Raw genomic sequence first — 24764 nt, 5'->3', positions numbered from 1 at the left:
CGCCCGTGTCGGCGCACTTCCTTATTCTGGTCGTGCAACAACGCGCGACCGTAGGAGGGGAGATGTCCGATCCCGGGGCCGGTTCGGGTGCCACGACGTGGGATGACATGGCGCAATGGCTCGTCGCGTCGCTCACCGGCAGGCCGGTCGGATTCGTCCTCGAGATCGGCCCGCGCGACTATGTACCGTCCGAGGACGACCCCGAGGTCGTGTGCGCGCAGATCCATGTGCTCGCCGACGGTGTGCTCATGCTCCGCCGCTCGCGTATCGAGCTGTCTCACCTGTTGCTCGGGGACCACACCCCGGACGGGCTGGTCCTCGACCTGTGGCACTTCGACGGTCACTTCGAGGACTGCACCGACGGTTATCTGTTCTCCCGCGACGTCCGCCTTGTCGCCGACACCTGCATCGCCTGGTTCCGGGACGGCTGGAACACCGCGTCGGCCGGCGAACTGGGATGCAGCCTCCGGTTCCCCGACGAACTTCCTCGTACCGATACGACGATGCCGTAGCCCGCTGCGGAGATACGCACGCCCCGAACACACCGTGCACGGCGATCGATACCGAAGTGGTGCCTCGTTCTTCCCACGGGAAACGCCGCTGCCCTGTTGACTCGGCACTCAGCGGCCCTGACTCCCAGCACCGACACCGCATCGGCGCAGAGACGGTTCCCCTCATATGACGAATTCACCGACATCGCCACCGGACTCGAACGGAGGTTTCTCCGTCACGGACCCGCAGGAGTCGCTCGACCGTCTGCTGCGGGATCTGCGGACCCACACCGAGGGCCTCTCGACCAGAGAAGCCGAACGGCGGCTGACCCAGGTGGGGGCGAACGATCTGGTCCGGCAGAAAGGCGAGCCCGCCTGGCGCGAGCTGTTTCGCCAGCTCGTCCACCCCCTGGCGTTGTTGCTGTGGGTGGCGGCTCTCCTCGCCTGGATCTCCGATTCGGGGCCCCTGGCCGTCGCGATCGTCGTCGTCATCTTCCTGAACGCGGGATTCGCCTTCGTGCAAGAGCGTCACGCCGAACAAGCCGTGGAGGCACTGTCGGCCTACCTGCCGCCGCATGCCCGGGTGGTGCGTGACGGACAAGAGACTCAGGTCGAAGCCCACCTGCTCGTACCGGGCGACGTCGTCGTCGTCTCCGAGGGCGACCGCATCTCCGCCGATGCTCGGCTGTTGTCCGGGGCGGTGGACATCGATACGTCGACGCTGACCGGTGAATCCGCGCCGGTCGAGGTACGCGTCGACGCCGGCAGCACCGACGTGCCGCTCATCAGGGCACGAGACGTGGTGTTCAGTGGAACCTCCTGCACTGCAGGCGAGGCGACCGCCGTGGTGTTCGCGACGGGCATGCGCACCGAACTCGGGCGGATCGCCGCCCTGTCGCAGCGAGTGGGGCATGAGGAGAGCCCGCTCGAGAAGCAGGTCAAGCGGGTGGCGCAGCTGATCGCGCTGGTGGCGGTCGGGATGGGTGTCGCCTTCATCCCGCTCGGCACCCTGCTCGCGGGGTTGTCGCTCTCGGAAGCCACCGATTTCGCGATCGGGTTGCTCGTCGCGAACGTCCCCGAGGGACTGTTGCCGACGATCACGCTCGCCCTGGCGGTCGGGGTGCGGATCCTCGCCCGGAAGGGCGCCCTGGTGAAACGCATCTCTGCGGTGGAAACACTCGGTTCGACGAGCGTGATCTGCACGGACAAGACCGGCACTCTCACGCTCAACGAGATGAGTGTGGTGGAGATGTGGACTGCTGCCGGTGTCCTCGACCTCGACGGGTCGATCGAGCCCCCGGCACCCGACACGCCGCCGGCTCGGCTCGCCTGGGCTGCGGTGTGCTGCAGCAATGCGGCAATCCGCCGCACGGACACATCCGGTGACAATCAGGGCACCGGGGACCCGACCGAACTGGCGCTGCTCCGTGCGGCCGACGCGATGGGTGTCGACGTACCCGCCGAGCATTCCGGTCGCCTGGCGCTCTTCTCGTTCGACTCCATGTTGCGCCGCATGTCCACGGTCGATGAAGGTCCCGAGGGTGCGTGGGTGCATACCAAAGGCGCACCGGAAGTGGTGGTCGCCCGCTGTTCACGGGTCGCGGTCGGCGTCGGCGGCGACCGCCGACTGACGGACGCCGACCGCCTCGAGGTCGAGGGCGTCGTCGACTCGTGGGCACGACAGGGACGACGCGTCCTCGCGCTCGCGGAACGCCGTCTCGATCCCGCAGCCGAGTCGCCGCCCGATCGCGACGACGCCGAGCACGACCTGGTCCTTCTCGGTGTCGCAGCCATGATCGACCCGCCCCGCGCGGAGGTGCCCGACGCGGTCGCGCGATGCCACGACGCCGGGATACGCCTGATCGTGGTGACCGGCGATCACGCGCTGACCGCCCGAGGTGTCGCCGAGAGCGTCGGCATCGGACGGGGCGGACTGACCGTGCTCGGGGGTGACGAGGTCGACCGCATGTCCGACCGCGAACTCGACGCGGTCCTCGCGACTCCTGGAGAGTTGATCTTCGCGCGCAGTTCGCCGGAGTCCAAGCTGCGGATCACCGACGCGTTGCAGGGTGCCGGATACATCGTGGCCATGACCGGGGACGGCGTGAACGATGCTCCTGCGTTGCGCCGCGCCGACATCGGTATCGCGATGGGCAAGTCGGGTACCGATGTGGCGAGGGAAGCGGCCACGATGGTTCTCACCGACGACAACTTCGCGACCATCGTGAGCGCGGTCGAGGCCGGCCGCAGGGTTTACGACAACGTCCGCAAGTTCATCGTCTATATCTTCGCGCACACCACCCCGGAGGTCGTGCCGTTCCTGTTGTACGCGTTGAGTGGTGGAGCCATACCCCTGCCGTTGACCGTGATGCAGATTCTGGCGATCGACCTCGGGACGGAGACGGTGCCTGCTCTGGCGCTGGGACGTGAACGCGCGGAACCGGGCCTGATGGAACGCGCACCCAGGAGGCGGGCACAGTCGGTCATCGACCGATCCATGATGATCCGTGCCTGGGTGGTGCTCGGCGGTGTCTCGGCTGTGCTGGTGCTGGCGCTGTTCCTCGGCACGCTGGTGGCCGGGGGATGGTCGCTCGGTGCCGATGTCAGCTCCGGTCCGCTGCACCACACCTGGCAGCAGGCGACCACCATGACGTTCCTCGCGATCGTCGCGTGCCAGATAGGCACCGCGACGGCCGCCCGAACCCACCGTGCATCGCTCGCCGATATCGGGTTGTTCACAAACCCGCTGTTGTTGTGGGGCATCGTTTTCGAGGTCTGCTTCGCCGCACTGATCGTGACGGTGCCGGTTTTTCGGGACGTGTTCGGTACGGCGCTGCCCGAGTGGTGGCAACTCCTGCTGCTGCTGCCGCTTCCGGTCCTGGTGTGGGGATGCGACGAACTTCTCCGCAGAAGGGCTCGCCGCCGCGCCCGATGAGGAGCACGGCAGGGTTCCCACGACACCTCAGCTCAGCGCAACGGTGCACCCGGGTTGCAAAGTGGCTGTTCGGTCGCGGCACATCACCTCGATCGGGCGGTGATCTCCGGGTCCGGCGCTGACCTCCACCTTCCGGCCGTGGACCGACACCTGGAGGTTGTGTCCGCGGTATCGCATCGGGAACTCCAGCGCACCGAGGCTTTCCGGCCACTGTGGGTTCAAGATGAGGCGGTCACCTCGTGTCTCGAGTCCGGTGAAACAGCGCTGCAGCAGGTCGATGCTTCCCGCCATCGCCGCAAGATGGATGCCCTCCCGGGTGGTGCCACCCTGGATGTCGGTGACGTCCGAGATGAGAACCCTTTCGAAGTACTCCACGGCTTCGTCGCGATGGCCACGCGCGAGGACCCACGAGTGCACCACGGCGCTGAGGGTCGATCCGTGGGAGGTGCGCGCGAGGTAGTAGTCGATGGTGCGGGGGATCGCGGCCGGTTCGAACCGGTATCCCGCGCGTTGGAGGAGATCTCGCAGTTCGTCGGCCGAGAGCACGTAGAACAGCATCACCACATCGGCCTGTTTCGAGGCGCGGTACCGGTTGACATCGTCACCTTCCGCCTCGAGTATCCGGTCCAGCCGCTGAATGTTTCCGTACCGCTCGCGATAACCGTCCCAGTCGAGTTCGGCCAGGTCGGCGTATCCCTCGAACTGGCTCAGCACCCCGTCGTGGAACGGAACGAACATCCGCCGGGTGACATCGGTCCACCGGGCGAGTTCGTCCGCGTCGAGGTGGAGACTGTGCATCAGATCGGTCCGGTCCGGATCGGGAAGGGCGGTAAGCGCTTCCATCGCACGAAGAATGACCCATATCGCCATGACATTGGTGTAGGCGTTGTTGTCGATGCCGTCGTACGGAGCGTCGGGGTACCCCGAGTGGAACTCGTCCGGTCCCACGACTCCCCGGATGACGTACCGGGACCGAACCCCGTCGTACGACGCGAGACTCGCGAAGAACCGTGCGATCTCGACCAGCATCTCGGCGCCGTACTCACCGAGGAACGAGAGGTCACCGGTGACCTGGTAGTACTGCCACACGTTGAAGGCCACGGCAATGCCGATGTGGTGCTGCCGCGCACTGGGGTCCGGCAGCCACCGCCCGGACCGTGGATTGAGATGCCATTGCTGGCTTTCCTCCCGTCCGTCGCTCCCGGATTGCCACGGGAACATCGCGCCCTGGTAACCGGCGGCACGGGCCGCACGGCGTGCCTCCGGAAGCCTGCGGTACCGGTACATCAACAGGGAGCGGGTCAGCGACGGTTTCCTCAGATTGAGCACGGGAAAGACGAACAACTCGTCCCAGAAGATGTGTCCGCGGTAGGCCTCGCCGTGCAGGCCCCGGGCCGGGACACCCGCGTCGAGATCGGCGGTGTTCCGCGACAAGGTCTGGAGAAGATGCAGCATGTGCAGACGCAGAATTCGTGACGCATCGGGCCGATCGTGGAGAGTGATCCGAGTGCGGTCCCACAAGCGTTCCCACGCCCGCACGTGGCCGTCGAGGATCTCGTCGAACGTGCCCGAGGCAGACAACAGCCGGGTCGCCGCGTCGGCAGGATCGGAGATCGCATGGTCGCGACCGGTGAACACGGTCGCTGTTTTGTCCACCGTGACGGTTCGACCCTCGTCGACGTGGACAGTGACGACATGGCCGATGCTGCCATCACACTCGAACAGTCGATACGTGTTGTCGTGCCGCTCGCCATTCGACCGGACCGTGGTGCGCGCTGCCGTTGCCACCGGGACATGCGACTGGTTCGTCCGCATGCTCAGCACCACCGAGTCTGGTGTCACCTCGCGCGCGTCCACCGGCACGAGATGCTGATCGGCCAGCTCACGGTATCGATCGACAAGCGTGTTGCGGACCGAACCGTCGAGCGACGACCTGAACTCCACCACCCCCGACCAGTCGTGTGCCATCACCGTCGTCTGGAGCGCGCCGATATGCGCCAGATGCATCGCGACGAACCGGCGCTGTACCACTGTGGTCGTCCGCCCGGCGCCGTCGCGATACCTCATCCGGCGCGTGAGAACCGCGCGGCGCAGGTCCAGGTATTGGCGGTAATCGAGCAGGTCGACCGCGTCCACGTCGAACCACGGTCCACCGTCGATCCGGAACGTCAACGGTAGCCAGTTGGGCGTGTTGACCAGGCTTTCGTTCACGAGCGTCATGCCCGGACGGTCGTCCCGCAATCGGTTGAACAGGCCGGCGATGTACGTGCCCGGATAGTGGGTCGGACCCGCCACTGATTCGGGTGCACATCCCCGAGTGGCGAAGAACCCGTTTCCCACGGTGCAGAGCGCTTCCCGGAGTTTTTCGGATTCAGGGTCGTAGTGGTCGTAGAACAGAGTCCACGCTCCGGCCCGGGATGCATCCGGCGGGTTGCGCTCGAGCACGTCACTGACCAGACCCAGTAGCTCCTGCACCCCGGCCGCGCCGTTCACCGCAAACCGGGCGGCGCTCCGTCGATCCTCGCCGGCCTCGTGTCGGACCACGACCCCGATCCCGCCGCGGGGCAGCGCATTGAACGCGTCCTCGTCGGTGCGGTCGCCTCCGACGTAGAGAGGCAGCACGGACTTCCCCTGGGCGATGTGTTCGAGCATCCATCGCAGTGCTGTGCCCTTGTCCCGCCCGGGGGCGGCACGCATGTCCCCGCTATCCGGGCCACTGGACGATCGGTCGACACCGGGCTCCGTCGCGAGTACGGCGGGGTGTTCGTACTTCTCGCCGGCCGGTCCGGAGAGTTCGAATCCGTGTCGGCCCGCGTACCACAGACCGGGTATCCCGATCCGGTCCTGCAGGCCCGGCAGATCTCGGCTGCTCAGCACCACGACGATGCATGTTTCCGCCAGCCTCGCCAGAGCGCGCCGAATGCCCTCGGCCTGCGCGGTATCCGCCGTGGCGGTGTCGAGGTCGAGTAGCAGGACCGGTTCGTGGACACGCAGGAACGCCGCCAGTTCCGCATCGGACGCCGCGGCATCAGGGATCTCCGAGAGGGGGCGATCATCCGCCCGCAGTCCGATCTCGCCGAGGTCCCGGACCACCACGTCTGCGCCCGCGACAATCGGATCTCGCCCGCATCCTTCCCGGTCGACACCGATCACCAGGGCGAACCCGGCACGACGTCCCGTCTGCACCCCTTGTTCGTCGGCCGTGACGAGCACCGCGGACGAACACCGGGCGCCCAGGCGTGCCGCGGCACCCTCGGGTGTCATCTCGTTCACCGCGACGGAGAGCGGCCCGCCGAGGCCTGCGGTCTCCAGCACTTCCTTCGCGTTTCCACTGGGTGAGAACACCGCCATCCCCACACCGATACCGTCCAGTCGGTGTAGCAGTGTCATCAGCGGGTCCGCTCGTCCCTCGCAATCGCCGGGAGAGGTGGCGCCGGAAGTCTCGGCATCGGAGTCCGACGCGAAACCCGGAACGACGCAGAGATCGACGACGACCGCGCTGTGGTGCCGCAGGTCGATGAGCGGCGGGTCAGAGGTGTCACCCTCGTCGTTCTGCACAGTGCCTCCCGGACGGAACGAGAACAGCCTTCCCGCTTTCCCCTCCGGACAGTAGCCCGGTGGTGCGGGCGCGAGTTCGAAAAGGACGAGACCTATCGGTGCTGCGGAATCGAGGTTCGGCGCGGCAGAGAAGACACGGCGCGGTATCGGAGTTGCGTCGGGTGGGTCTCGACTTCCGGAATCGTTAACGCCGACGGGCGTCGCTGCGACATGTCATACGTCGGGGTACCCATCTATTCGGTCATCGAATTGAGGCACCCACCATGCGAAAAGCATCTCCATTCCTCGCCGCGCTGTTCGGAACCACACTGCTCGTGGCTGTCGCCGGCGGAGCCGGCGCTCAACCCTCGGACAGTACCGAAGAGTCCGCACCGACGGTGGCAACGACCCAGCCCACGACGACGCCACCGCCGTCGACGACGCCACCGCCTACAACGACTCCGCCACCGACGACGAAACCCCCGTCGACCACGCCGCCGCCTACAACAACTCCACCGCCGACGACGAAACCACCGACGACGAAACCACCGACGACCACACCACCGCCCACGAAACCGCCGTCATCGACGACGCCGCAACCGACGCACCCGCACAGCACCGTGCCGCCGCACGCCCCGGTTCCGGATAGTCCGAGTGCGCCGCCGGTCCATCGCGATCCCGATGCGCGGGTGCCGGTGCAATCCATCCCTGCCGGATCGATTTACGGTCGCTGACATGCGGGCACGACCGAGCATCACCGTTGTGTGCGCAGCCGCCCTCGTGTTTCTGGGCGGCTGCGCCACCACCTCCGATCCGGATACCGCCTCCGTCCCGGCCTCGGTGGCGGAGGGCAAGAAGGACATGCCGCCACCGGTCGCGGCGATCGCCGACGACCCGGCAGCACCGGTATCCCTGACGCTCGACGGCGTCACCGCGCCGACCGACCCAGTCGCCACCGACTCGAGCGGCACATTGCTGCCCCCGCAAGATGTTTCGCGACTCGGCTGGTGGGTGGACTCTGCGATGCCCGGCGGGGGGAGCGGTGCGATCGTGGTGACCGGACACGTCGACGATGTCGATCAAGGGGACGGGTTCGCGGCACGATTCGCCGACGTGCGCGAAGGTGACGAATTGATCGTGTCGGCCGGTGACGGGCGCGCACGTGAATACCGCGTGGACCGGTTGCTGAGCGTGGGCAAGGAGGGAAACCTCCCGCTCGACGAACTCAACCGGCTCGACGGTCCTGAAACGCTGCTGCTCGTCACCTGCGGCGGGGAATTCGTCGGACCGCCGCTCGGCTACGCGAACAACGACTTCGTGTTCGCGGTGCCGACCGGTCACGTCGCCGACGTACCTGCCCCGTAGCCTGCGGCCAGCAACGGCTCAGCGCCCGAATGGAATACGGAGGCCGAGCGCAACGGCCGCCCGTCACTTCTGTGGGTCGACGCCTGCCGAATCGTCGCGCGGGCGCTTCACCGAATCCGCGGTCATTCGTGCTCGCACGAGTTCCGTGCGCGCGGCATCGAGTTCTGCCCGGCACCCGGCGAGTTCGGTGCGCAGATCGTTCAACTCGGCCCGCAGCTCGTCGCTGCGCTCACGGGAGGCCGTCTCCGCGGCGCGGGAGGTGGCAGCCGAGACCCGGGCCTGCTCGAGGTGATCCCGAAGCTCGGCGTTCCGGTCGCGTTCGGCGCCGAACTCGGACTCGAGGCGGGCGACGGTTGCAGACGCCCGTTCGAGCGCGGCCCGCACCCGACCGAGTTCGTCGCGTGTGTCGGAGAGTTCCGCACGGACGCGATCTCGTTCGGCGGCGATGTCGTCGAGCGCCCGACGGCACCCGGTGAGGTCGGCCTCGAGTTCCTCGATGGTCTCCCGATACTCGGCGGCGACTCGGTGGTGCTCGGACTCCGCATCCGCGAGCCGGCCCTGGAGATGCTGCAGGGTGTCGGCATGGTCGTCGCTCACCCGGGTGAGCTCTTCCTGATGCGCCTGCTGGAGCTGACGGACCTGTTCGGCGTGTGCGGTCCGCGCGTCCGCGAGTTCGGCGTCGACAGCGACGACCGCCGCATCGGCATTTTCGCGATCCTCCGTGGCCTGCGCGAGCTGTTCCCGCAATCGCGCGATCTTGGCATCGGCGTCGGCGCGGACCTTGGCCAGTTCGGTCGCCGCCCTGGTCATCTGTGCTTCGACGGCCTCTGCGTCGGTGAGCTTGTCGACCGCTTCGGTGATACGGGTGGCGATAGCTGCGTACTGCTCGAGTGTCGTCGCGGTGAGAGTCCGCAACGCCGTCGTGGTGGTGGCCAGGGTGGAAATCGCATCGTCGGGTGTGGATGCCTGCGCGGCGGCGGGGGAGAGAGCCGCTTGTTTCTTGGCCCGTTCGCGCTCGCGGTGGGCACGTACCCGATCGGCCGCCGACGCGTATTTGCGGGGCCGGCCCACGCGCGCGGGTGCAGCCTCAGGTTGCCCAGACGAGTTCCCGGCGTGGGCGTTTTCCGGGCGGGAGGTATCGGGGGAGGGGGCGCTCATGGAGTCCTCGGTGTCTGGGATTGCGGCCAACGCCGCTTATCGGGCTACGAACGACCTTAATCTATATTTCATATCCGTACAAGAACGAAATGTAATACGCAATGAAATGAAATGAAACCTGTTGAACTGGGAAGATAGTGGACATGCGCCGATATGAAACGGATACGTAACGCGGCTGCTTCGGTCAGAGGCACCGTTTTGAGCGTCCAGTAAGCGCCGCAGGCACCGAACTCCTGATCGTCATAATTCCCTCTTATGGTGAGTTACTCACCGACCGGTGCGAAAAACTGTGCACCCCCCTTCATGCGCACGCGAGACCTAGCAGACGGCGAGTCTCAGGGGGGAGAAAAAAGTGGGCAGCGGTGCCGGGTGGGAGTGCCGGGTGGGTGGGCGTCGGCGCACCTCGACATGCGCTGGTGTCGACCGCGAACCTGCAACCGACGCTCAGTGATCCGGGTGAGCGCGTGCGCCCTCGCCGAACAACTCGCGCACCATCCCCGCAGCTTCCGGCGGCGCCTCTATCTCGAGAACCACCTGGCTACCTCCCAGGTGCAGGGTGAAGTCGTAGAACGGGCAGCACTGCTGCTCTGCGGCGGCGAGTTGGGCGATAGCACCTGCTCGGTCGACGGGCAGTCGCAACCGAACCCCTGCCGCGCTCGGTTCACGGACAGCGCCGGCGAGCAGCCGCCGCCATCGATGCGCGCGGGTGCGATGGTCGGCGCCGCCGAGGGAGCAGGCGATCGGCGGTGCGGACTGCCCGGTGCCCCCGACGCGCGATGGGGTGAGAGGCAGGTGGAGTGCCTGAATGCGAGTTTCCGATGCATGGACGAAGCAGGCGGCATCGCACGGCTCGGCGCGATCGGGCATGTCGTCGAGTCGCGTGAGTGCTCGCCGAAGTGTGTCGGCGAATGCGGTGAGTTCAGCGGTCCGCGCATCGGTGTCGTCCAGGCGTGCAGCCGTCTTCGGCCGTAGCCGAGCACGCACCTCTGCGCAGGAACCGTGCTCCCACACCGCGAGCAATTCACGGATCTCGCCGAGAGCGAGTCCAAGATGCTTGGCTGCCTGAATGAACCGGACGCGGTCGAAATCCCGGTCCTCGTAGACGCGATATCCGCTGTCGGTCCGGCCCGCAGGGACCAGCCCCGCGGATTCGTAATACCGCAAGGTGGTCGCTGGGACGCCGGTGTGTTCGGCGAACTGGGAGATCAGCATCGTGCCCACACTTCGACGGTAAACCTTCGAGTCGACTCGAAGGTCAAGCCGAACCCCGATCCCCTTATCCGCGGTAGTCCATCTGCCGGGCCACACGGAGCGCGAGGTCGTCGTCGACGAGGGAGACCAGGTGCAGGGCGAGGTCGATTCCTGCCGAAATACCGGCGGAGGTGTAGATGCCTCGATCGTGCACCCAGCGCGGCCCGTCCAGCACCGTCAACTCGGGAAAGCGGCGCGCGAGTTCAGCCAGGTCGTCCCAGTGAGTGGTGACGCGGTGGTCGGTGAGCACACCCGCGACGGCGAGCAGGAATGCCCCGGTACACACCGAGGCGACGATCGGTGTCGACGATCGCGCGGCGATCCAGGCAAGCAGGTCCGGGTCGGTCTCCGCGACCTGCGTGACACCGCCCGGCACGAGCAGAACATCGAATTCCGGTGCGGTGGCAATCGATACGTCGGTGCACACCCGAAGACCGCCGCGGGCGGTGACGATCGACCGATCCGGATATGCGGACACGAGTACCGCACCGGCACTTCCCCGCGGACTGCCTGCCGAGAGCCGCGCGGCCACCGAAAACACCTCGAACGGGCCGAACGCATCGAGCACCTCGACGTCGTCGTAGACGAGGATGCCGTACCGAGTCGCTGTCACGGCGCGATCGTATCGTCGCCGGCCGCGCCGTGAGTGCGCGCGATCGGCAGGGACCTTCAGCGGGCCGGTGCGCCGAACCACCGGCTGAGGCGACTCTCCAGATCCCGCTGGTCCTCGCCAGCCCACGCCACGTGACCGTCCGGCCGCAGCAGCACCGCGGGCACATCCAGTTCCTCACAGGGATCGACGATGCGGTCGACACGGTCCGCCCAGCCCGCCACCGAGAGGCGGCCGGTGCGGTCGAGCAACAGTCCTCGACCGGCGTGCATCTGCTCGTAGAGCCGGCCGTGTTCGAGGTGTACATCCCGCATGTGCCTGCCCACCAGATCGTGCGGGTCGCCGAGGTCGTAGCGGACTCCGATCGCGGTGACCTTTTCGACCAGGAAGCGGTTCACCACGTCGAAATCCATCAGTTGCGTCATCAGGCGGCGCACAGACTGCGGGCCCGGTTCGGCGGACATCAACTCCATCATCGCGCGGGTGGTGTCGAGCACGTCGGCGGCGACCGGGTGCCGCTCGGCGTGGTAGGTGTCCAGCAGTGCCTCCGGCGCCCACCCGCACACGGCGCCAGCCAGCTTCCAGCCGAGGTTGAACGCGTCCTGGACACCGAGATTGAGTCCCTGTCCACCGGTTGGTGGGTGAATGTGCGCGGCGTCGCCGGCCAGCAGCACCCGGCCGACGCGATAACGCTCCGCCAACCGGGTGCCGTTGCCGAAACGGGACAGCCAATGGGGTGAATGTGCGCCGAAGTCCGTGCCCGAGACACTCCGCAACTGGTACCTGAGTTCGTCGAGGGTCGGTGGGGTCCTGCGGTCCTCGGCCACCCCGGCAGCCGGCGCGATGACGCGGTAGCGCCCGTCGCCCAGGGGCATCGCGCCGAATCGCAGTTGCGTCTTTCGGACTTCGGCGCTCACGGTGTCGATCGTCTCCGGTGTCGCGGTCAGCTCCACCTCGCCCAGCAACGTGTCCACCGTGGACGGTTCACCGGGGAACGCAACCCCGAGCCACGTGCGCACCGTGCTGCGACCACCGTCGCAGCCCACCAGATACCGGCAGCGCAGCCGTGTTCCGTCCGTCAGCACAGCGGTGACGCCGTCGTCGTCCTGCTCGAGTCCGACGACCGTGCAGCCGCGCCGGATCGACGCGCCCAGTTCGGATGCACGTTCGGCCAGCAGGCGATCGGTGACGGGCTGCGGGATGCCGAGGACGTACGGGTGTGCGGTGTCCAGACCCTCCGGGGCCGGTGCGGGAATGCCCGCGAAGAAACCGCCCACGGGGTGTTTCTTTCCGTGCGAAAGGAACCGCTCGAGCAGTCCGCGCTGGTCCATCACTTCGAGGCTGCGCGCGTGCAGCCCGAGCGAACGCACGACCGGGGTCGGCTCCGTGTCCTGTTCCAGTACGACCACCTGCAATCCGTGCAACCGAAGTTCGGCGGCCAGCATCATGCCGGTCGGCCCGCCCCCGACCACGATGACGTCGATCATGAGAATCCCCGTTCGTCCGAAGTGGATCCGGCGCCTGCCAGAGGCGACTGTGAAGCATGGATGTCGCATAACCCTGTATTTGCGCAGGTCCCGGCCTCGAATGGGGATTGTGCAGTACACCGGGGGTCTTGCCGCAAGACCGGGGGTGAGCTATATCTTGAAAGGGGCAGGGAGTGCACGACTCCTTGCCTTCGTCGTTTCCGGATCTGCCTCCCGTGTTGCCGATCCGTGTGGATCCGTCCGGCCGCACCCGTCGATCCGCATGTGGTCACGCGCGGGACGGGGCACAGTCCCCGGCCGGGCGAATGGGTGACATCCGGCATCTGCGCCGAGTTGTGGTTACCGTTGTGAGGGTGATCACACCATGCTGACCCGTCTGATCGTCGCGTACCTGTCGCGTTATCGCGCGTACGTCGTCGCAGTGGTAGCGCTGCAGTCCGTCGCGACGGCTGCGATGCTCTACCTCCCGACGCTCAACGCCGACATCATCGACAGCGGCGTTGCGAAGGGCGACACCGGATACATCATGCGCATCGGCGGGTGGATGCTCGTGGTAGTGCTGCTGCAGGTGATCTGCACCGTCTCCGGGCAGTACTTCGGTGCCCGCGGCGCGCTCGCCGCCGGCCGCGACATCCGGCACGATCTCCTGCACCGGGTGAACACCTTCTCCGCGCGGGAAGTCGGCACCTTCGGCGCTCCGTCGTTGATCACCAGGAACACCAACGACGTTCAGCAGATCCAGCTTCTCCTGGTGATGAGTTCGTTCGTTCTCGTCACCGCGCCGATCATGTGCATCGGCGGAATCGTCATGGGCATGCGCGTCGCGCCGGGGCTGGCCTGGCTCCTGGTGGTGGCGGTGCCCGTCCTCGGTCTGACGATGAGCCTGATCATTCGGGTGACGATCCCCGGATTCCGCTCGATGCAGGCGTTCCTCGACAGCGTGAATCGCGTCCTCCGCGAACAGATCACCGGCATCCGGGTCGTGCGTGCCTTCGTCCGGGAACGCCACGAGATGGAGCGCTTCGGGGTCGCCAACGACAAACTGGCCGACGCGACCCTGCGGGTCGGGCGAATGATGGCACTGATGTTTCCGGCGGTCATGCTCATCACCAACGTGACGACCGTGGGGATCATCTGGTTCGGCGGCCACGCCGTGTCCGACGGGAGCGTGGAGATCGGCGCGCTGAGCGCGATGATCACCTACGTCGTGCAGATCATGATCTCGGTGATGATGGCGTCGTTCCTGGCGATGATGGCCCCGAGAGCGGCCGTCTGCGCGGACCGGATCGGGGATGTCCTCGCCACCGAAACGTCGGTGGTGCGGCCGGCCGACCCGGCCGGATTCGCCGGGGATCCGGCGTCGGTCGAATTTCGCGGCGCCGAGTTCCGGTACCCGGGTGCCGATCAGCCGGTACTGCACGACCTCACCTTCCTCGTCGCGCCCGGCACGACCACGGCCGTCGTAGGGTCGACCGGCTCGGGGAAGACCACTCTGGTGGGGCTGGTGCCGCGCCTGATCGATGCGACGGCCGGGTCGGTGCTCGTCGGCGGCACCGACGTCAGGCAACTCGATCCCGACACACTGCGATCGGTGATCGGATTGGTCCCGCAACGGGCGTACCTGTTCTCCGGCACCATCGCCTCGAATGTGCGGCACGGGAAACGTGATGCGACGGACGAGGAGATCTGGGAGGCGCTCCGTATCGCGCAGGCCGACGAGTTCGTGCGTGCGATGCCGCTGGGCCTCGATACTCCCGTCGCCCAGGGCGGCACCACGGTCTCGGGTGGGCAGCGCCAGCGTCTGGCGATCGCCCGGGCGCTCGTCCGAAGACCCGCCGTCTACGTGTTCGACGACGCGTTCTCCGCGCTCGACCTGTCGACCGACGCGCGCCTGCGGTCCGCTCTGCGGCCGGTCACCGGGTCGGCTGCGGTGATCATCGTGGCCCAGCGCGTATCGACCATCATCGACGCCGACCAGATCGTGGTACTCGATCGCGGACGGATCGCCGGACTGGGCCGGCACGACGAGCTGGTGGAAACGTGCCCGACCTACGCCGAGATCGTCGGTTCGCAGCTCGCGGTCGGGGAGCAGGTATGACGGGCCCCGCCGCACGGCACGCGGCCACCGTGCCGATACAGAAGCCCCGGTCCTTCGGGCCGTCGGTGAAACGGTTGATGCACCGTCTGGTGTCCTACCGCGGTTTCGTGGTTACCGTGCTCGTGGCCACCGTCGGATCGGTGATCCTGTCCGCGATCGCACCCCGGGTTCTCGGCCACGCCACCGACCTGATCTTCAACGGCGTGGTCGGGCGGATGCTTCCGGCCGGTGCCACGAAGGACGAGGCCGTCGACGGACTTCGCGCGCAGGGGCAGGACACATTCGCGGACATGGTGGCGTCGATGGACCTCACCCCCGGTGTGGGCGTCGACTTCTCGGCCGTCGGTCAGGTTCTGATGATCGTGCTCGGGCTGTACCTGGGCACCGCGCTGCTGTCGTGGATCGGCGCCTATCTGCTCAACATCGTCGTGGTCGGCACGATCCGGGGGTTGCGCTCGGATGTCGAAGCGAAGCTGCACCGGTTGCCGTTGCGCTATTACGACACGATGCCGCGCGGTGACCTGCTCAGTCGGGTCACCAACGACCTCGACAATCTGTCCCAGAGCCTGCAACAGACCATCTCGCAGGCACTCAACTCGGTCCTCACCGTCGTCGCGATCCTGTTCATGATGTTCTGGATCTCACCACTGCTCGCACTCATCGCGCTCGTGACGGTCCCGTTGGCGCTCGGAGCAACGGCCCTGATCGCACGCAGGTCCAAACCGCATTTTTCCGCGCAGTGGTCCTCGACGGGAAAACTCAACGCCCAGGTGGAGGAAGCATTCACCGGTCACGACATCGTGCAGGTGTTCGGACTGCAGGCCGAGGTCGAGCAGGAGTTCGACACCCGCAACGACAAGCTCTACGACTCGAGCTGGCGGGCCCAGTTCATCTCGGGCCTGGTGCAACCGGCCATCATGTTCATGGGCAACCTGAATTTCGTCGCGGTCGCCGTCGTCGGTGGGCTACAGGTCGCCTCGGGTTCACTGAGCTTGGGGTCGGTGCAGGCCTTCATCCAGTACTCACGCCAGTTCACTCAGCCGCTCACCCAGATCGGTGCGATGTTCAACCTCCTCCAGAGCGGAGTCGCCTCCGCCGAACGCATTTTCGACATCCTCGACGCCGACGAGCAGACCCCCGATCCCGCCCGGCCGCAGAGCCCGTCGACCAACAACGGACGCATCGAATTCGAGGACGTCTCGTTCCGGTATGTGCCCGACAAACCGCTCATCGAGAACTTGTCGCTGGTGGCCGAGCCCGGCCACATGGTGGCCATCGTCGGCCCCACCGGTGCGGGCAAGACGACCCTGGTCAACCTCATCATGAGGTTCTACGACGTCGACTCGGGAACGATCCGCGTCGACGGTGTGGATTCGACGGCCATGACCCGCGACGACCTGCGGGAGCGCACCGGGATGGTCCTGCAGGACTCCTGGCTCTTCGGCGGCACGATCTACGACAACATCGCATACGGCGATCCGTCCGCGTCCCCGGAGGAAGTGCGGGAAGCCGCCGAGTTGAGCCACGTCGACCATTTCGTGCGCTCCCTGCCCGCCGGGTACGACACCCTGCTGGACGAAGAAGGCGGCGGGGTCAGCGCCGGTGAACGGCAGCTGATCACCATCGCGCGCGCATTCCTCGCGAAGCCGGTCGTGCTCATTCTCGACGAGGCGACGAGTTCCGTGGACACCCGCACCGAGCTGCTGATCCAGCAGGCGATGGCGACTCTGCGCACGGATCGCACGAGTTTCGTGATCGCGCACCGCCTGTCGACCATCCGTGATGCCGACGTCATCGTGGTCATGGAGGACGGGCACATCGTCGAGCAGGGCAACCACGAGGAGTTGCTCGCCGCCCGCGGCGCCTACTACGAGCTGTATCTCAGCCAGTTCACCGGCCCGGCGGACGCGCCGGTGGGTGCGGGGCCGGCGTCGACCGTCGAGCATGCGTGACGAGTGCACCCCGACAACCCCGCACGAGCGGCCCGACGCCACGAATTCGGCGTCACAGTGGCAGGATCGAGGCCGTGAGTTCCGCGAACCTGACCCGATCCGAAACCGCTGCACGCGCCCGTGCCGTCGACGTGCACTCGTACGAGGTCGAACTCGACCTGCGCGGCGCGGTGGACGCGCAACGCACGAACTTCCCGGTGGTGACGACGATCGAGTTCACGTCCTCCACCGACGAGACCTGGATCGATTTCCTCGGTGACTCGGTCGAGTCCGTCACCGTCAACGGCGAATCCGTCCCCGTGGTGTACGACGGAGCGCGCATCACCATCGGCAGTCTTCGCGAAATCAACGTGGTGAGTGTCGCCGCGACCGGACGATACAGCCGCTCGGGGGAGGGCCTGCACCGGTTCGTCGACCCCGTCGACGGGGAAACCTACCTCTACACCCAGTACGAACCGGCCGACGCCCGCCGGGTGTTCCCGTGCTTCGAACAGCCGGATCTCAAGGCACCGTTCACGTTTGCGGTGGCCGCCCCCGAGCACTGGCAGGTGCTCTCCAATCAGGTCGCCGAGCGACAGCGGTCCACCGAGGGCACACAGACGGTCACCTTCGCGCCGACCCTGCCGATCTCGACGTACATCACCGCGATCGTCGCCGGTCCCTACCATCGGGTCGACTCGACCTGGGCCAGGGGAGACCTCGAAGTTCCGTTGGGCGTGTTGTGCCGCGCCTCCCTCGCCGAGCATCTCGACGGCGACGAGATCCTCGAGATCACCGCGCAGGGGATGGACTACTACGCCGACCACTTCGACTTCCCGTATCCCTTCACCAAGTACGACCAGGTGTTCGTCCCCGAGTACAACCTCGGCGCGATGGAGAACCCGGGATGTGTCACCTTCACCGAGGCCTATGTGTTCCGCGGGGCCGCCACCGACGCGCAACGCCAAGGGCGGGCGAACACGATCCTGCACGAGATGGCGCACATGTGGTTCGGCGATCTCGTCACGATGAAGTGGTGGGACGACCTGTGGCTCAAGGAGTCCTTCGCCGACTACATGGGGGCGCTGGTCAGCGCCGAGGCAACCGAGTTCCGTGCCGCCTGGGTCTCGTTCGCGAACCGGCGCAAAGCGTGGGCGTACCTGCAGGACCAACTGCCCACCACCCACCCGATCGTCGCCGACATCGTCGACCTCGAAGCCGCCAAACTCAACTTCGACGGCATCACCTACGCGAAGGGCGCCAGCGTCTTGAAGCAGTTGGTCGCGTATGTCGGCCGCGACGCGTTCTTCGACGGCATCCGGCGTTACTTCCGCGCACACGCTTTCGGGAACACCACCCTCGGCGACCTGCTCTCCGAACTGTCCGCGGCGTCCGGACGCGACTTGGCCGAGTGGGCCCGGCAATGGCTGCAGACCACCGGCGTGACCACACTGAGCTTCGAACGGGCCGGTGACCGCTGCGAGATCGTGCAATCCACACCGCGTCCGCACCGTCTCGCGGTCGGCATCTACGACTTCGACGATGCCGGCGACCTCGTCCGTACCGAACGCCGGGAACTCGACGTCGCCGAGAGCCGCACCCGCATCGACCTGCCCGACGCACCGCTGACGCTGCTCAACGACGACGACCTCACCTACGCGAAGATTCGGCTCGACGAGCACTCGCTCGCCACCGTCGATGATTCCCTCGACCGGGTCCGTGACCCGCTTGCACGCGGGCTGGTGTGGTCGGCACTGTGGAACGCCACCCGCGACGGAGAACTCGCCGCGGCGCGGTACGTGTCGATGGCACAACGCTTCTCGCCGAGCGAGGAGAACCTGGCACTGCTCGCGTCGGTCCTGGCGAACGCACCGGCCGCCATCGAGCACTACCTCCCGGCCGCCGCGCGGCCGTCGGCGCGCGCCGCGTGGCTCGAGGCCGTGTGGGCGGGCCTTTTCGCTGCGGAACCCGGCAGCGGTGCGCAACTGTCCTTCGCGCGGGCGGTGGCCGCGGCGGCCGAGACCGCGGACCATCGCGCCGCCGATATCCGCGGCATCCTCGAGGGCAGCGGGGCGCCTACCGGGTTGGCGCTCGACCCCGATCTGCGCTGGGCGCTGTGGACGGCGCTGAGCGCGACCGGGAACGCCGACGAAAGCGACCTCGCCGAGGAGTTGCGCCTCGACGAGACCGCAACCGGACGCACCGCATACCTGCGGGCACTGGCCGCGCGACCCCGCGCCGATGTGAAGGCCCACGCCTGGGCGTCGGTCCTCGCGGACCGCACTCTCACCAACGATCACCTCGACGCCGTCATCGGTGGTTTCCGGGCGGGTGCGCGGCGCGACCTCACTGCCCCGTACGACGCCGACTACTTCGCGGTGCTGCGCGACACCTGGGCCGACCGGAGCATAGAAATCGCCCGCCGGATCGTCGTGGGTCTCTTCCCGCTCGCCGATACCCTCGAACCGGTGGACGCCTGGCTGGCCGCCAATTCCGATGCGCCGGCGGCGTTGCGGCGTCTGGTCGTCGAGCAACGTGACCATCTGGCCCGGGACCTGCGCGTCCAGAAACTCAACACGCCGTGACCGGACTCGATCCGCGATCCGTCCCGGACGTCGTCGCGGGTGACCTAGCTGCATCGTCGGCTCCGACCGTGCCCGGCACCGTCGCTCCGGCCGTGCCGGACACTGTCGCGGACGCGATGCGGCGCCTGCGGGACAAGGCGGCCTCCGGAAACACCCGCGCGGCGCACCTGAGCGATTGGGCGATCTTCACGCGCTGGTGTGAGAGCACCGGGCACGCTCCTCTCCCTGCCACGCCCGAACAGGTGGGGTGGTTTCTCACCGAGAAGGCCGCCGAACTCCGGCCCGACGGCCGCTGGGCGTACGCACCGTCGACCCTGTCCCGCTGGGTGTCCACGATCAACAAGCTCCACGCCCTGGCCGGGCACCCGCGACCCGGGCAACACGAAAGCGTGCGGGATCTGTTGCGCGGCATCCGCCGTGAGCGCGCCACCCCACCGGCTCGGCGGACACCGCTGCTCACCGACGACATCCGCAGCATCCTCGCCGACATGCGGACCACCGCGCGCGAGGGCGGATGGCCGGACCGTGCCGCCGAGCGGCGCGATTCGGCGCTTCTGCTCATCGGCCTCGCCGGCGCGTTGCGCCGCAGCGAACTGTCCGCGCTCACCGTCTCTGACGTGGTGCCGCACCGTGCCGACGGGCTGTACGTGACGGTGCGCCGCTCCAAGACAGACCGTGAAGCCCGGGGCCGTACGGTGACCGTGCCGTACGGTTCCGATCCCCACACCTGCCCGGTGTGCGCGTACCGGCGCTGGCGCGAGGTACTCGACGCGTGGGACGACGGGGGCCGCGCCGCGGTCGCCGAACTCCTCGCCGCCGACGGCATTCCTGTCGACAACCACTGTTGCCGCGGCTTTTCCGTCGACACGACGGACGCGGACCGGCCGTTGTTCCGGCCCGTCCACCGCTCCGGATCACTCGGTGGGGGAGCACTGACCGGTCAGTCCGTGCACTCGATGATCCAGCGCCGCGCGCTCCGGGCAGGATTCAGTCCCGACCTGGTCGCGACCCTCGGCGGGCACAGTCTCCGCGCCGGGTTCGTCACCCAAGCCGTCCGCAACGGGGCAACCACGCAGACGATCATGACGCAGACCGGTCACGCCGACGAACGCATGGTCGCGCTCTACAGCCGGCACCACGCCGGACTGGTCGGCAACGCGGTCACCCACCTCGGACTCTGACGGATCCGTCGTCGCGCCCCTGGCTGCCTCAGAGTTCGGGAAATCAGCGGCCCGCCAGCACGTCGCCGAGGACCCGGGCTGCGTCGGGGAACGACCCGGGGTTCGCTCCGGAATAGTTGAGCCGCAGGTGCGGAGCGGTGGGCTCGGCAGGAAACCACTCGTCGCCGGGCGCCACGACGACACCCCTGGCTTCGCATTCACGGACGAGCCCGGGCAGGTCGGTGCCGTCGGGAAGCCGTGCCCACAGGTGGAGACCACCGGGCGGTACCACCTCGATCTGCGCGGACGGTGCGTGCTCCCGGACCGCGGTGATGAGCAGGTCCCTGCGCGAGGCGAGTTGGTGCCGGACCCCGCGAAGGTGGGTACGCCAGGCAGGTTGTGAGACGACATCCCAGGCCACTGCCTGAAGCATCCCGCTGACGTACATCGACTGCGCCTGCACCTCGGCGAGGATACGGTCGCGGGCCGGTCCGCGGGCGACGACGGCAGCGACGCGCACGGACGGCGACACGCTCTTGGTCAGGGACCGGAGGTAGACGACATGCCCGCTGTCGTCGAGAGCGGCGACCGGGTGCGCGTCGGTGGTGATCCCGAAGTCGTGCGCCCAATCGTCTTCGATGAGGAAGGCCCCCGCGTCCCGGACCAGGTCGAGTACGTGTTCGGTCAACGCGGGCGACCATTGCGCGCCGCTCGGGTTCGCGAAATTGGGCTGGGCATAGAACGCCCGGGCGCCGGTCCGCTCGAACGCCCGGGAGAGTTCGTCGGGATCGGGACCCGCGGGGCCACCGGCAACGGGTACGAGGCGGACCCCGGCCCGGGCCGCCGCGAGCATCGCGCCCCAATACGTGGGTGACTCCACCAGCAACGGGTTCCCGGTTCCGACGAGGGCATGGAACGCGGCGCCGAGACCGCCCTGGCTACCCGGAGTGATGATGACGTCACTCGCGGACGGGGCAGCCACCCCGAGGGGCGTCACCGCGCCGAGTTCTCCGGCGAACCACGCCTGAAGCGCCGGAATCCCCGCTGCGGGTGGGCGAGCGATGGCGGCGTCGCTGCGTGCGGCACGCCCGAACGCACCCCTAACCAGTCGCTCCGGAAGCAGCTCTCGATCCGGGTAACCCGAGTGCAGGGCGATCACATCGTTCGGGACGCTGCGCAGGGCCGAGGAAAAGCGGGGGATGCGGTGCTGAGGCGTGCCCAAGGCCGCGGTCTGCCAGCCGAAGTCGGTGGAATGCGCGAGCCGGGTGCCGCGCACGAAGGTGCCGACACCGGGACGGCTCTCCACCGCGCCCTTGGCCTGCAGCGCGCGGAGGGCTTTCTGCACGGTCACCGGGCTCGCGCCGTACTGCTCGACGAGCGCCCGCGTCGACGGTAGTTGCGCGCCGGGCGATGCCGAGGCGATCCAGCGCTCGAGTCCGGCGACGATCCGCGCGCTGCTACTATCATTCATGAGACACAAGAGTAGCGCTATCATTCCCAGCGGGCTTGCGTTATCGTCGCCCGAGCACGGACTCCGGTGGGGACTACTCGGTGTGGTCGCATTCTCCTTCACGCTCCCGATGACCCGCTTGGTGGTCGAGAACGGCGCGATGACACCGTTGTTCGTCGGCGCCGGTCGTGCGGTCGTCGCCGGACTACTGGCCGCGATCGCCCTGCTGCTCACCCGCCAGGTGCGCCCCCACGGCTCCCAATGGATACGGCTGGCCGCCGTCGCGGGCGGGGTGGTCATCGGCTTCCCGTTCCTGACGTCGTACGCCCTGACGACCGTGCCGGCGAGCCACGGAGCCGTGGTGGTGGCGATCCTGCCCGCCGCGACCGCCGTGGCAGCAGTTCTGCGCGGACGGGAGCGACCGCCCGCGGCGTTCTGGGCCACCGCGGGTATCGGGACGGTCGCCGCGCTCGTGTTCGCGAGCCTGCAGACCGGCGGATTCGCGGGTCTCGAGGGAGCCGACCTACTGCTCTTCGGCGCCGTGATCGCGGCTGCCATCGGCTACGCCGAAGGCGGACTGCTCTCCCGGGAACTCGGCGCGTGGCAGACCATTTCCTGGGCACTCGTGCTGAGTACACCGTTGACCGTCGCGCTCACCGGACTGTCGATGACGGATCAGATGCCCACCGGCACGCTCCCCGAATGGGGCGCCTTCGCGTATCTGGGAATCGTGAGCATGTTCCTGGGTTTCTTCGCCTGGTACCGGGGTCTGGCGATCGGCCCCATGGCGCAGGTCAGCCAGATCCAGCTCACCCAGCCCGTCATGACCATCTGCTGGGCCGCGCTGATCCTGCACGAACACCTCACCTGGCCGGTCGTCGGCGGAGGACTCGTCGTGATCCTGTGTGCCGCGACCGCCGTACGCACGCGCGCCGCGACCCAGTCGCATTCCCGCGCGGAAGAAAGTTCGCGCTGCAACGTTTCGCGCTGCAATGTCGAGAATCCGTCACCTGCTCCGTCTCCGTAGCGAGTGCGACCACAATGGGTCACACCGGAAGCGAGGAGAAGACGATGGCCAAGTATCTCTTGCTCAAGCACTACCGCGGCGCTCCGGCGGCCGTCAACGACGTGCCGATGGATCAGTGGGCACCGGACGAAGTATCCGACCACATCGGGTACATGAACGATTTCGCCGCACGACTCGAACGGACCGGCGAGTTCGTCGACGGACAGGCACTCGCCCCGGAGGGCACGTTCGTCCGGTACGACGGGGAAGGCCGCCCACCCGTCACGGACGGACCGTTCGCCGAGACCAAGGACCTCATCGCCGGCTGGATGGTGATCGACGTCGACAGCTACGAGCGGGCTCTCGTTCTGGCCGGTGAACTCTCCGCCGCCCCCGGCGCGGGGGGAAAGCCGATTCACGAATGGCTCGAAGTACGTCCGTTCCTGACTGCGCCGCCCACCGTCACGGAGTGACCCCGGAGTGAACGAAACCGAACTCCGGCACCTCACTCCGGTGGTGCTCGGCATCCTCGGCCGCCGCGGAGCAGAATTCGCGGCGGCCGAGGACGCCGTCCAGGACGCACTGATCGAAGCCCTGAGGGTGTGGCCGGACGATCCGCCCGACGACCCCAAGGGGTGGCTCGTCGCAGTGGCCTGGCGGCGGTTCCTCGACGCGACCCGTGCAGACGCGGCGCGTCGGCGGCGTGAAGCGCTCGTCGCCCAGGACCTCGCGACGGCCGAACGCGGTTCCGGCGGTGGAGTATCGGACGCGCGCGGCGCTGCGCCACCGGCTGCGGTGGACGACACCCTCGCGCTCTACTTCCTGTGCGCTCACCCGGTGCTGACTCCGTCGTCGGCGGTCGCACTGACCTTGCGCGCGGTGGGCGGTCTGACCACGCGGCAGATCGCGCAGGCGTATCTGGTGCCCGAGGCGACGATGGCGCAGCGCATCAGCAGGGCGAAACGCATGGTCTCCGGCGTGCGTTTCGACCGGCCCGGCGATGTCGCCACCGTGCTTCGCGTGCTCTATCTGGTGTTCAACGAGGGATATTCGGGCGATGTCGATCTCGCCGGCGAAGCGATCCGGCTCGGGAGGCAACTCGCAGCGGTCATCGATCATCCCGAAGTGCAGGGATTGCTCGCCTTGATGCTGCTCCATCACGCGCGGCGCGACGCCCGGCTCTCGGCGGACGGCAGCCTGATCCCGCTTGCGGAGCAGGACCGCAGCCGGTGGGACACCGCGTCCATCGCCGAGGGGATCGACATTCTGCAGGGGGCACTCGCCCGCGACCGGCTCGGCGAGTATCAGGCGCAGGCGGCTATCGCGGCTCTCCATGCCGACGCTCCCACCGCCGAGGAGACCGACTGGGTGCAGATCGTCGAGTGGTACGACGAACTCACGCGGTTGACCGACAATCCTGTCGTCCGGCTCAACCGCGCGGTGGCGGTCGGGGAGGCGGACGGACCGCGTGCCGGGCTGGCGGCGCTCGCCGAACTGGACGACTCGTTGCCGCGGTACCGGGCGGTCGCGGCGTATCTCCACGAACGTGACGGCGACCCGGCAACGGCAGCCCGGTTGTATGCCGAGGCCGCCCGCGCCGCGCCCAACCTGGCCGAGCGCGAGCACCTCGTGCGGCAGGCCGCGCGGCTCAACACCGGCAGGCCGCGCTGATCGGGAACAAAATCGACGCCGTGGTGTTG

At 67.7% G+C, this 24764-nt stretch carries 17 protein-coding genes; 10 read left to right on the top strand and 7 right to left on the bottom strand.

Going from position 1 to position 24764, the window contains the following annotated elements; all coding sequences use genetic code 11:
* Positions 1-62 precede the first annotated feature (62 nt).
* A complete protein-coding gene (locus tag ACFWU2_RS09135; protein WP_378604247.1) occupies positions 63-512 on the top strand; it encodes a hypothetical protein in 450 nt (149 codons plus the stop codon).
* A 166-nt stretch (positions 513-678) separates the two neighbouring features.
* Positions 679-3426 (top strand): cation-translocating P-type ATPase, encoded by a 2748-nt coding sequence (locus ACFWU2_RS09130; protein ID WP_378604244.1) that lies wholly within the window; start codon positions 679-681, stop codon positions 3424-3426.
* Positions 3427-3453: 27 nt separating this feature from the next.
* Here ACFWU2_RS09130 and ACFWU2_RS09125 read toward each other — a convergent pair whose 3' ends face one another.
* Positions 3454-6984 carry a trehalose-phosphatase gene (locus ACFWU2_RS09125; RefSeq protein ID WP_378604241.1) on the bottom strand — a complete coding sequence of 1177 codons (3531 nt, stop codon included), beginning with the start codon at positions 6982-6984 and terminating at the stop codon, positions 3454-3456.
* A gap of 340 nt (positions 6985-7324) precedes the next feature.
* Entirely contained in the window at positions 7325-7669 is a 345-nt protein-coding gene (locus ACFWU2_RS09120) for a hypothetical protein (RefSeq protein ID WP_378604238.1), read from the bottom strand.
* Between the two features lie 29 nt (positions 7670-7698).
* Between ACFWU2_RS09120 and ACFWU2_RS09115 the strand changes: the two genes are divergently transcribed.
* Complete coding sequence (locus tag ACFWU2_RS09115; RefSeq protein ID WP_378604235.1) at positions 7699-8328, top strand: class F sortase; 630 nt, start codon at positions 7699-7701, stop codon at positions 8326-8328.
* A 63-nt stretch (positions 8329-8391) separates the two neighbouring features.
* Here ACFWU2_RS09115 and ACFWU2_RS09110 read toward each other — a convergent pair whose 3' ends face one another.
* From ACFWU2_RS09110 to rox, 4 genes are all read right to left on the bottom strand, one after another.
* Positions 8392-9486 (bottom strand): hypothetical protein, encoded by a 1095-nt coding sequence (locus ACFWU2_RS09110; protein WP_378604232.1) that lies wholly within the window; start codon positions 9484-9486, stop codon positions 8392-8394.
* Positions 9487-9930: 444 nt separating this feature from the next.
* Entirely contained in the window at positions 9931-10698 is a 768-nt protein-coding gene (locus ACFWU2_RS09105; RefSeq protein ID WP_378605167.1) for a MerR family transcriptional regulator, read from the bottom strand.
* Between the two features lie 64 nt (positions 10699-10762).
* Complete coding sequence (locus ACFWU2_RS09100) at positions 10763-11350, bottom strand: DJ-1/PfpI family protein (RefSeq protein ID WP_378604229.1); 588 nt, start codon at positions 11348-11350, stop codon at positions 10763-10765.
* A 56-nt stretch (positions 11351-11406) separates the two neighbouring features.
* Positions 11407-12834 (bottom strand): rifampin monooxygenase, encoded by a 1428-nt coding sequence (gene rox / locus ACFWU2_RS09095; RefSeq protein ID WP_378604226.1) that lies wholly within the window; start codon positions 12832-12834, stop codon positions 11407-11409.
* Positions 12835-13198: 364 nt separating this feature from the next.
* On the opposite strand from rox, the gene ACFWU2_RS09090 reads away from it, so the two are divergent.
* The 4 genes from ACFWU2_RS09090 (at position 13199) to ACFWU2_RS09075 (ending at position 20629) form a co-directional block, all read left to right on the top strand.
* Positions 13199-14932, top strand: coding sequence for an ABC transporter ATP-binding protein (locus tag ACFWU2_RS09090; RefSeq protein WP_378604223.1), 1734 nt, complete (start codon positions 13199-13201; stop codon positions 14930-14932).
* Positions 14929-16884, top strand: a complete 1956-nt coding sequence (locus tag ACFWU2_RS09085; RefSeq protein ID WP_378604219.1) for an ABC transporter ATP-binding protein — start codon at positions 14929-14931, stop codon at positions 16882-16884. The genes ACFWU2_RS09090 and ACFWU2_RS09085 overlap by 4 nt, the downstream gene beginning before the upstream one ends.
* 74 nt (positions 16885-16958) lie before the next feature.
* On the top strand, positions 16959-19448 hold the full coding sequence (pepN, locus tag ACFWU2_RS09080; RefSeq protein WP_378604216.1) for an aminopeptidase N: 2490 nt from the start codon (positions 16959-16961) through the stop codon (positions 19446-19448).
* 116 nt (positions 19449-19564) lie between these two features.
* Entirely contained in the window at positions 19565-20629 is a 1065-nt protein-coding gene (locus ACFWU2_RS09075; protein WP_378605164.1) for an integrase, read from the top strand.
* A 43-nt stretch (positions 20630-20672) separates the two neighbouring features.
* On the opposite strand, the gene ACFWU2_RS09070 is transcribed toward ACFWU2_RS09075, so the two are convergent.
* Positions 20673-22079 (bottom strand): PLP-dependent aminotransferase family protein, encoded by a 1407-nt coding sequence (locus ACFWU2_RS09070; RefSeq protein ID WP_378604213.1) that lies wholly within the window; start codon positions 22077-22079, stop codon positions 20673-20675.
* Here ACFWU2_RS09070 and ACFWU2_RS09065 point away from each other — a divergent pair.
* The 3 genes from ACFWU2_RS09065 to ACFWU2_RS09055 are packed head-to-tail and all read left to right on the top strand — an operon-like array spanning position 22078 to position 24735.
* A complete protein-coding gene (locus tag ACFWU2_RS09065) occupies positions 22078-23085 on the top strand; it encodes a DMT family transporter (protein ID WP_378604210.1) in 1008 nt (335 codons plus the stop codon). The genes ACFWU2_RS09070 and ACFWU2_RS09065 overlap by 2 nt on opposite strands.
* 44 nt (positions 23086-23129) lie before the next feature.
* On the top strand, positions 23130-23537 hold the full coding sequence (locus ACFWU2_RS09060; RefSeq protein WP_378604207.1) for a YciI family protein: 408 nt from the start codon (positions 23130-23132) through the stop codon (positions 23535-23537).
* Positions 23538-23544: 7 nt separating this feature from the next.
* Positions 23545-24735 (top strand): RNA polymerase sigma factor, encoded by a 1191-nt coding sequence (locus ACFWU2_RS09055; RefSeq protein ID WP_378604198.1) that lies wholly within the window; start codon positions 23545-23547, stop codon positions 24733-24735.
* The last annotated feature ends 29 nt before the right edge of the window (positions 24736-24764 follow it).

This window comes from Rhodococcus sp. NPDC058639, from assembly GCF_042717545.1.
Lineage (GTDB): Bacteria > Actinomycetota > Actinomycetes > Mycobacteriales > Mycobacteriaceae > Rhodococcus.
The sequence above is the reverse complement of the archived record's forward strand: the minus strand, read 5'-3'. Positions and strand labels throughout refer to the sequence as shown.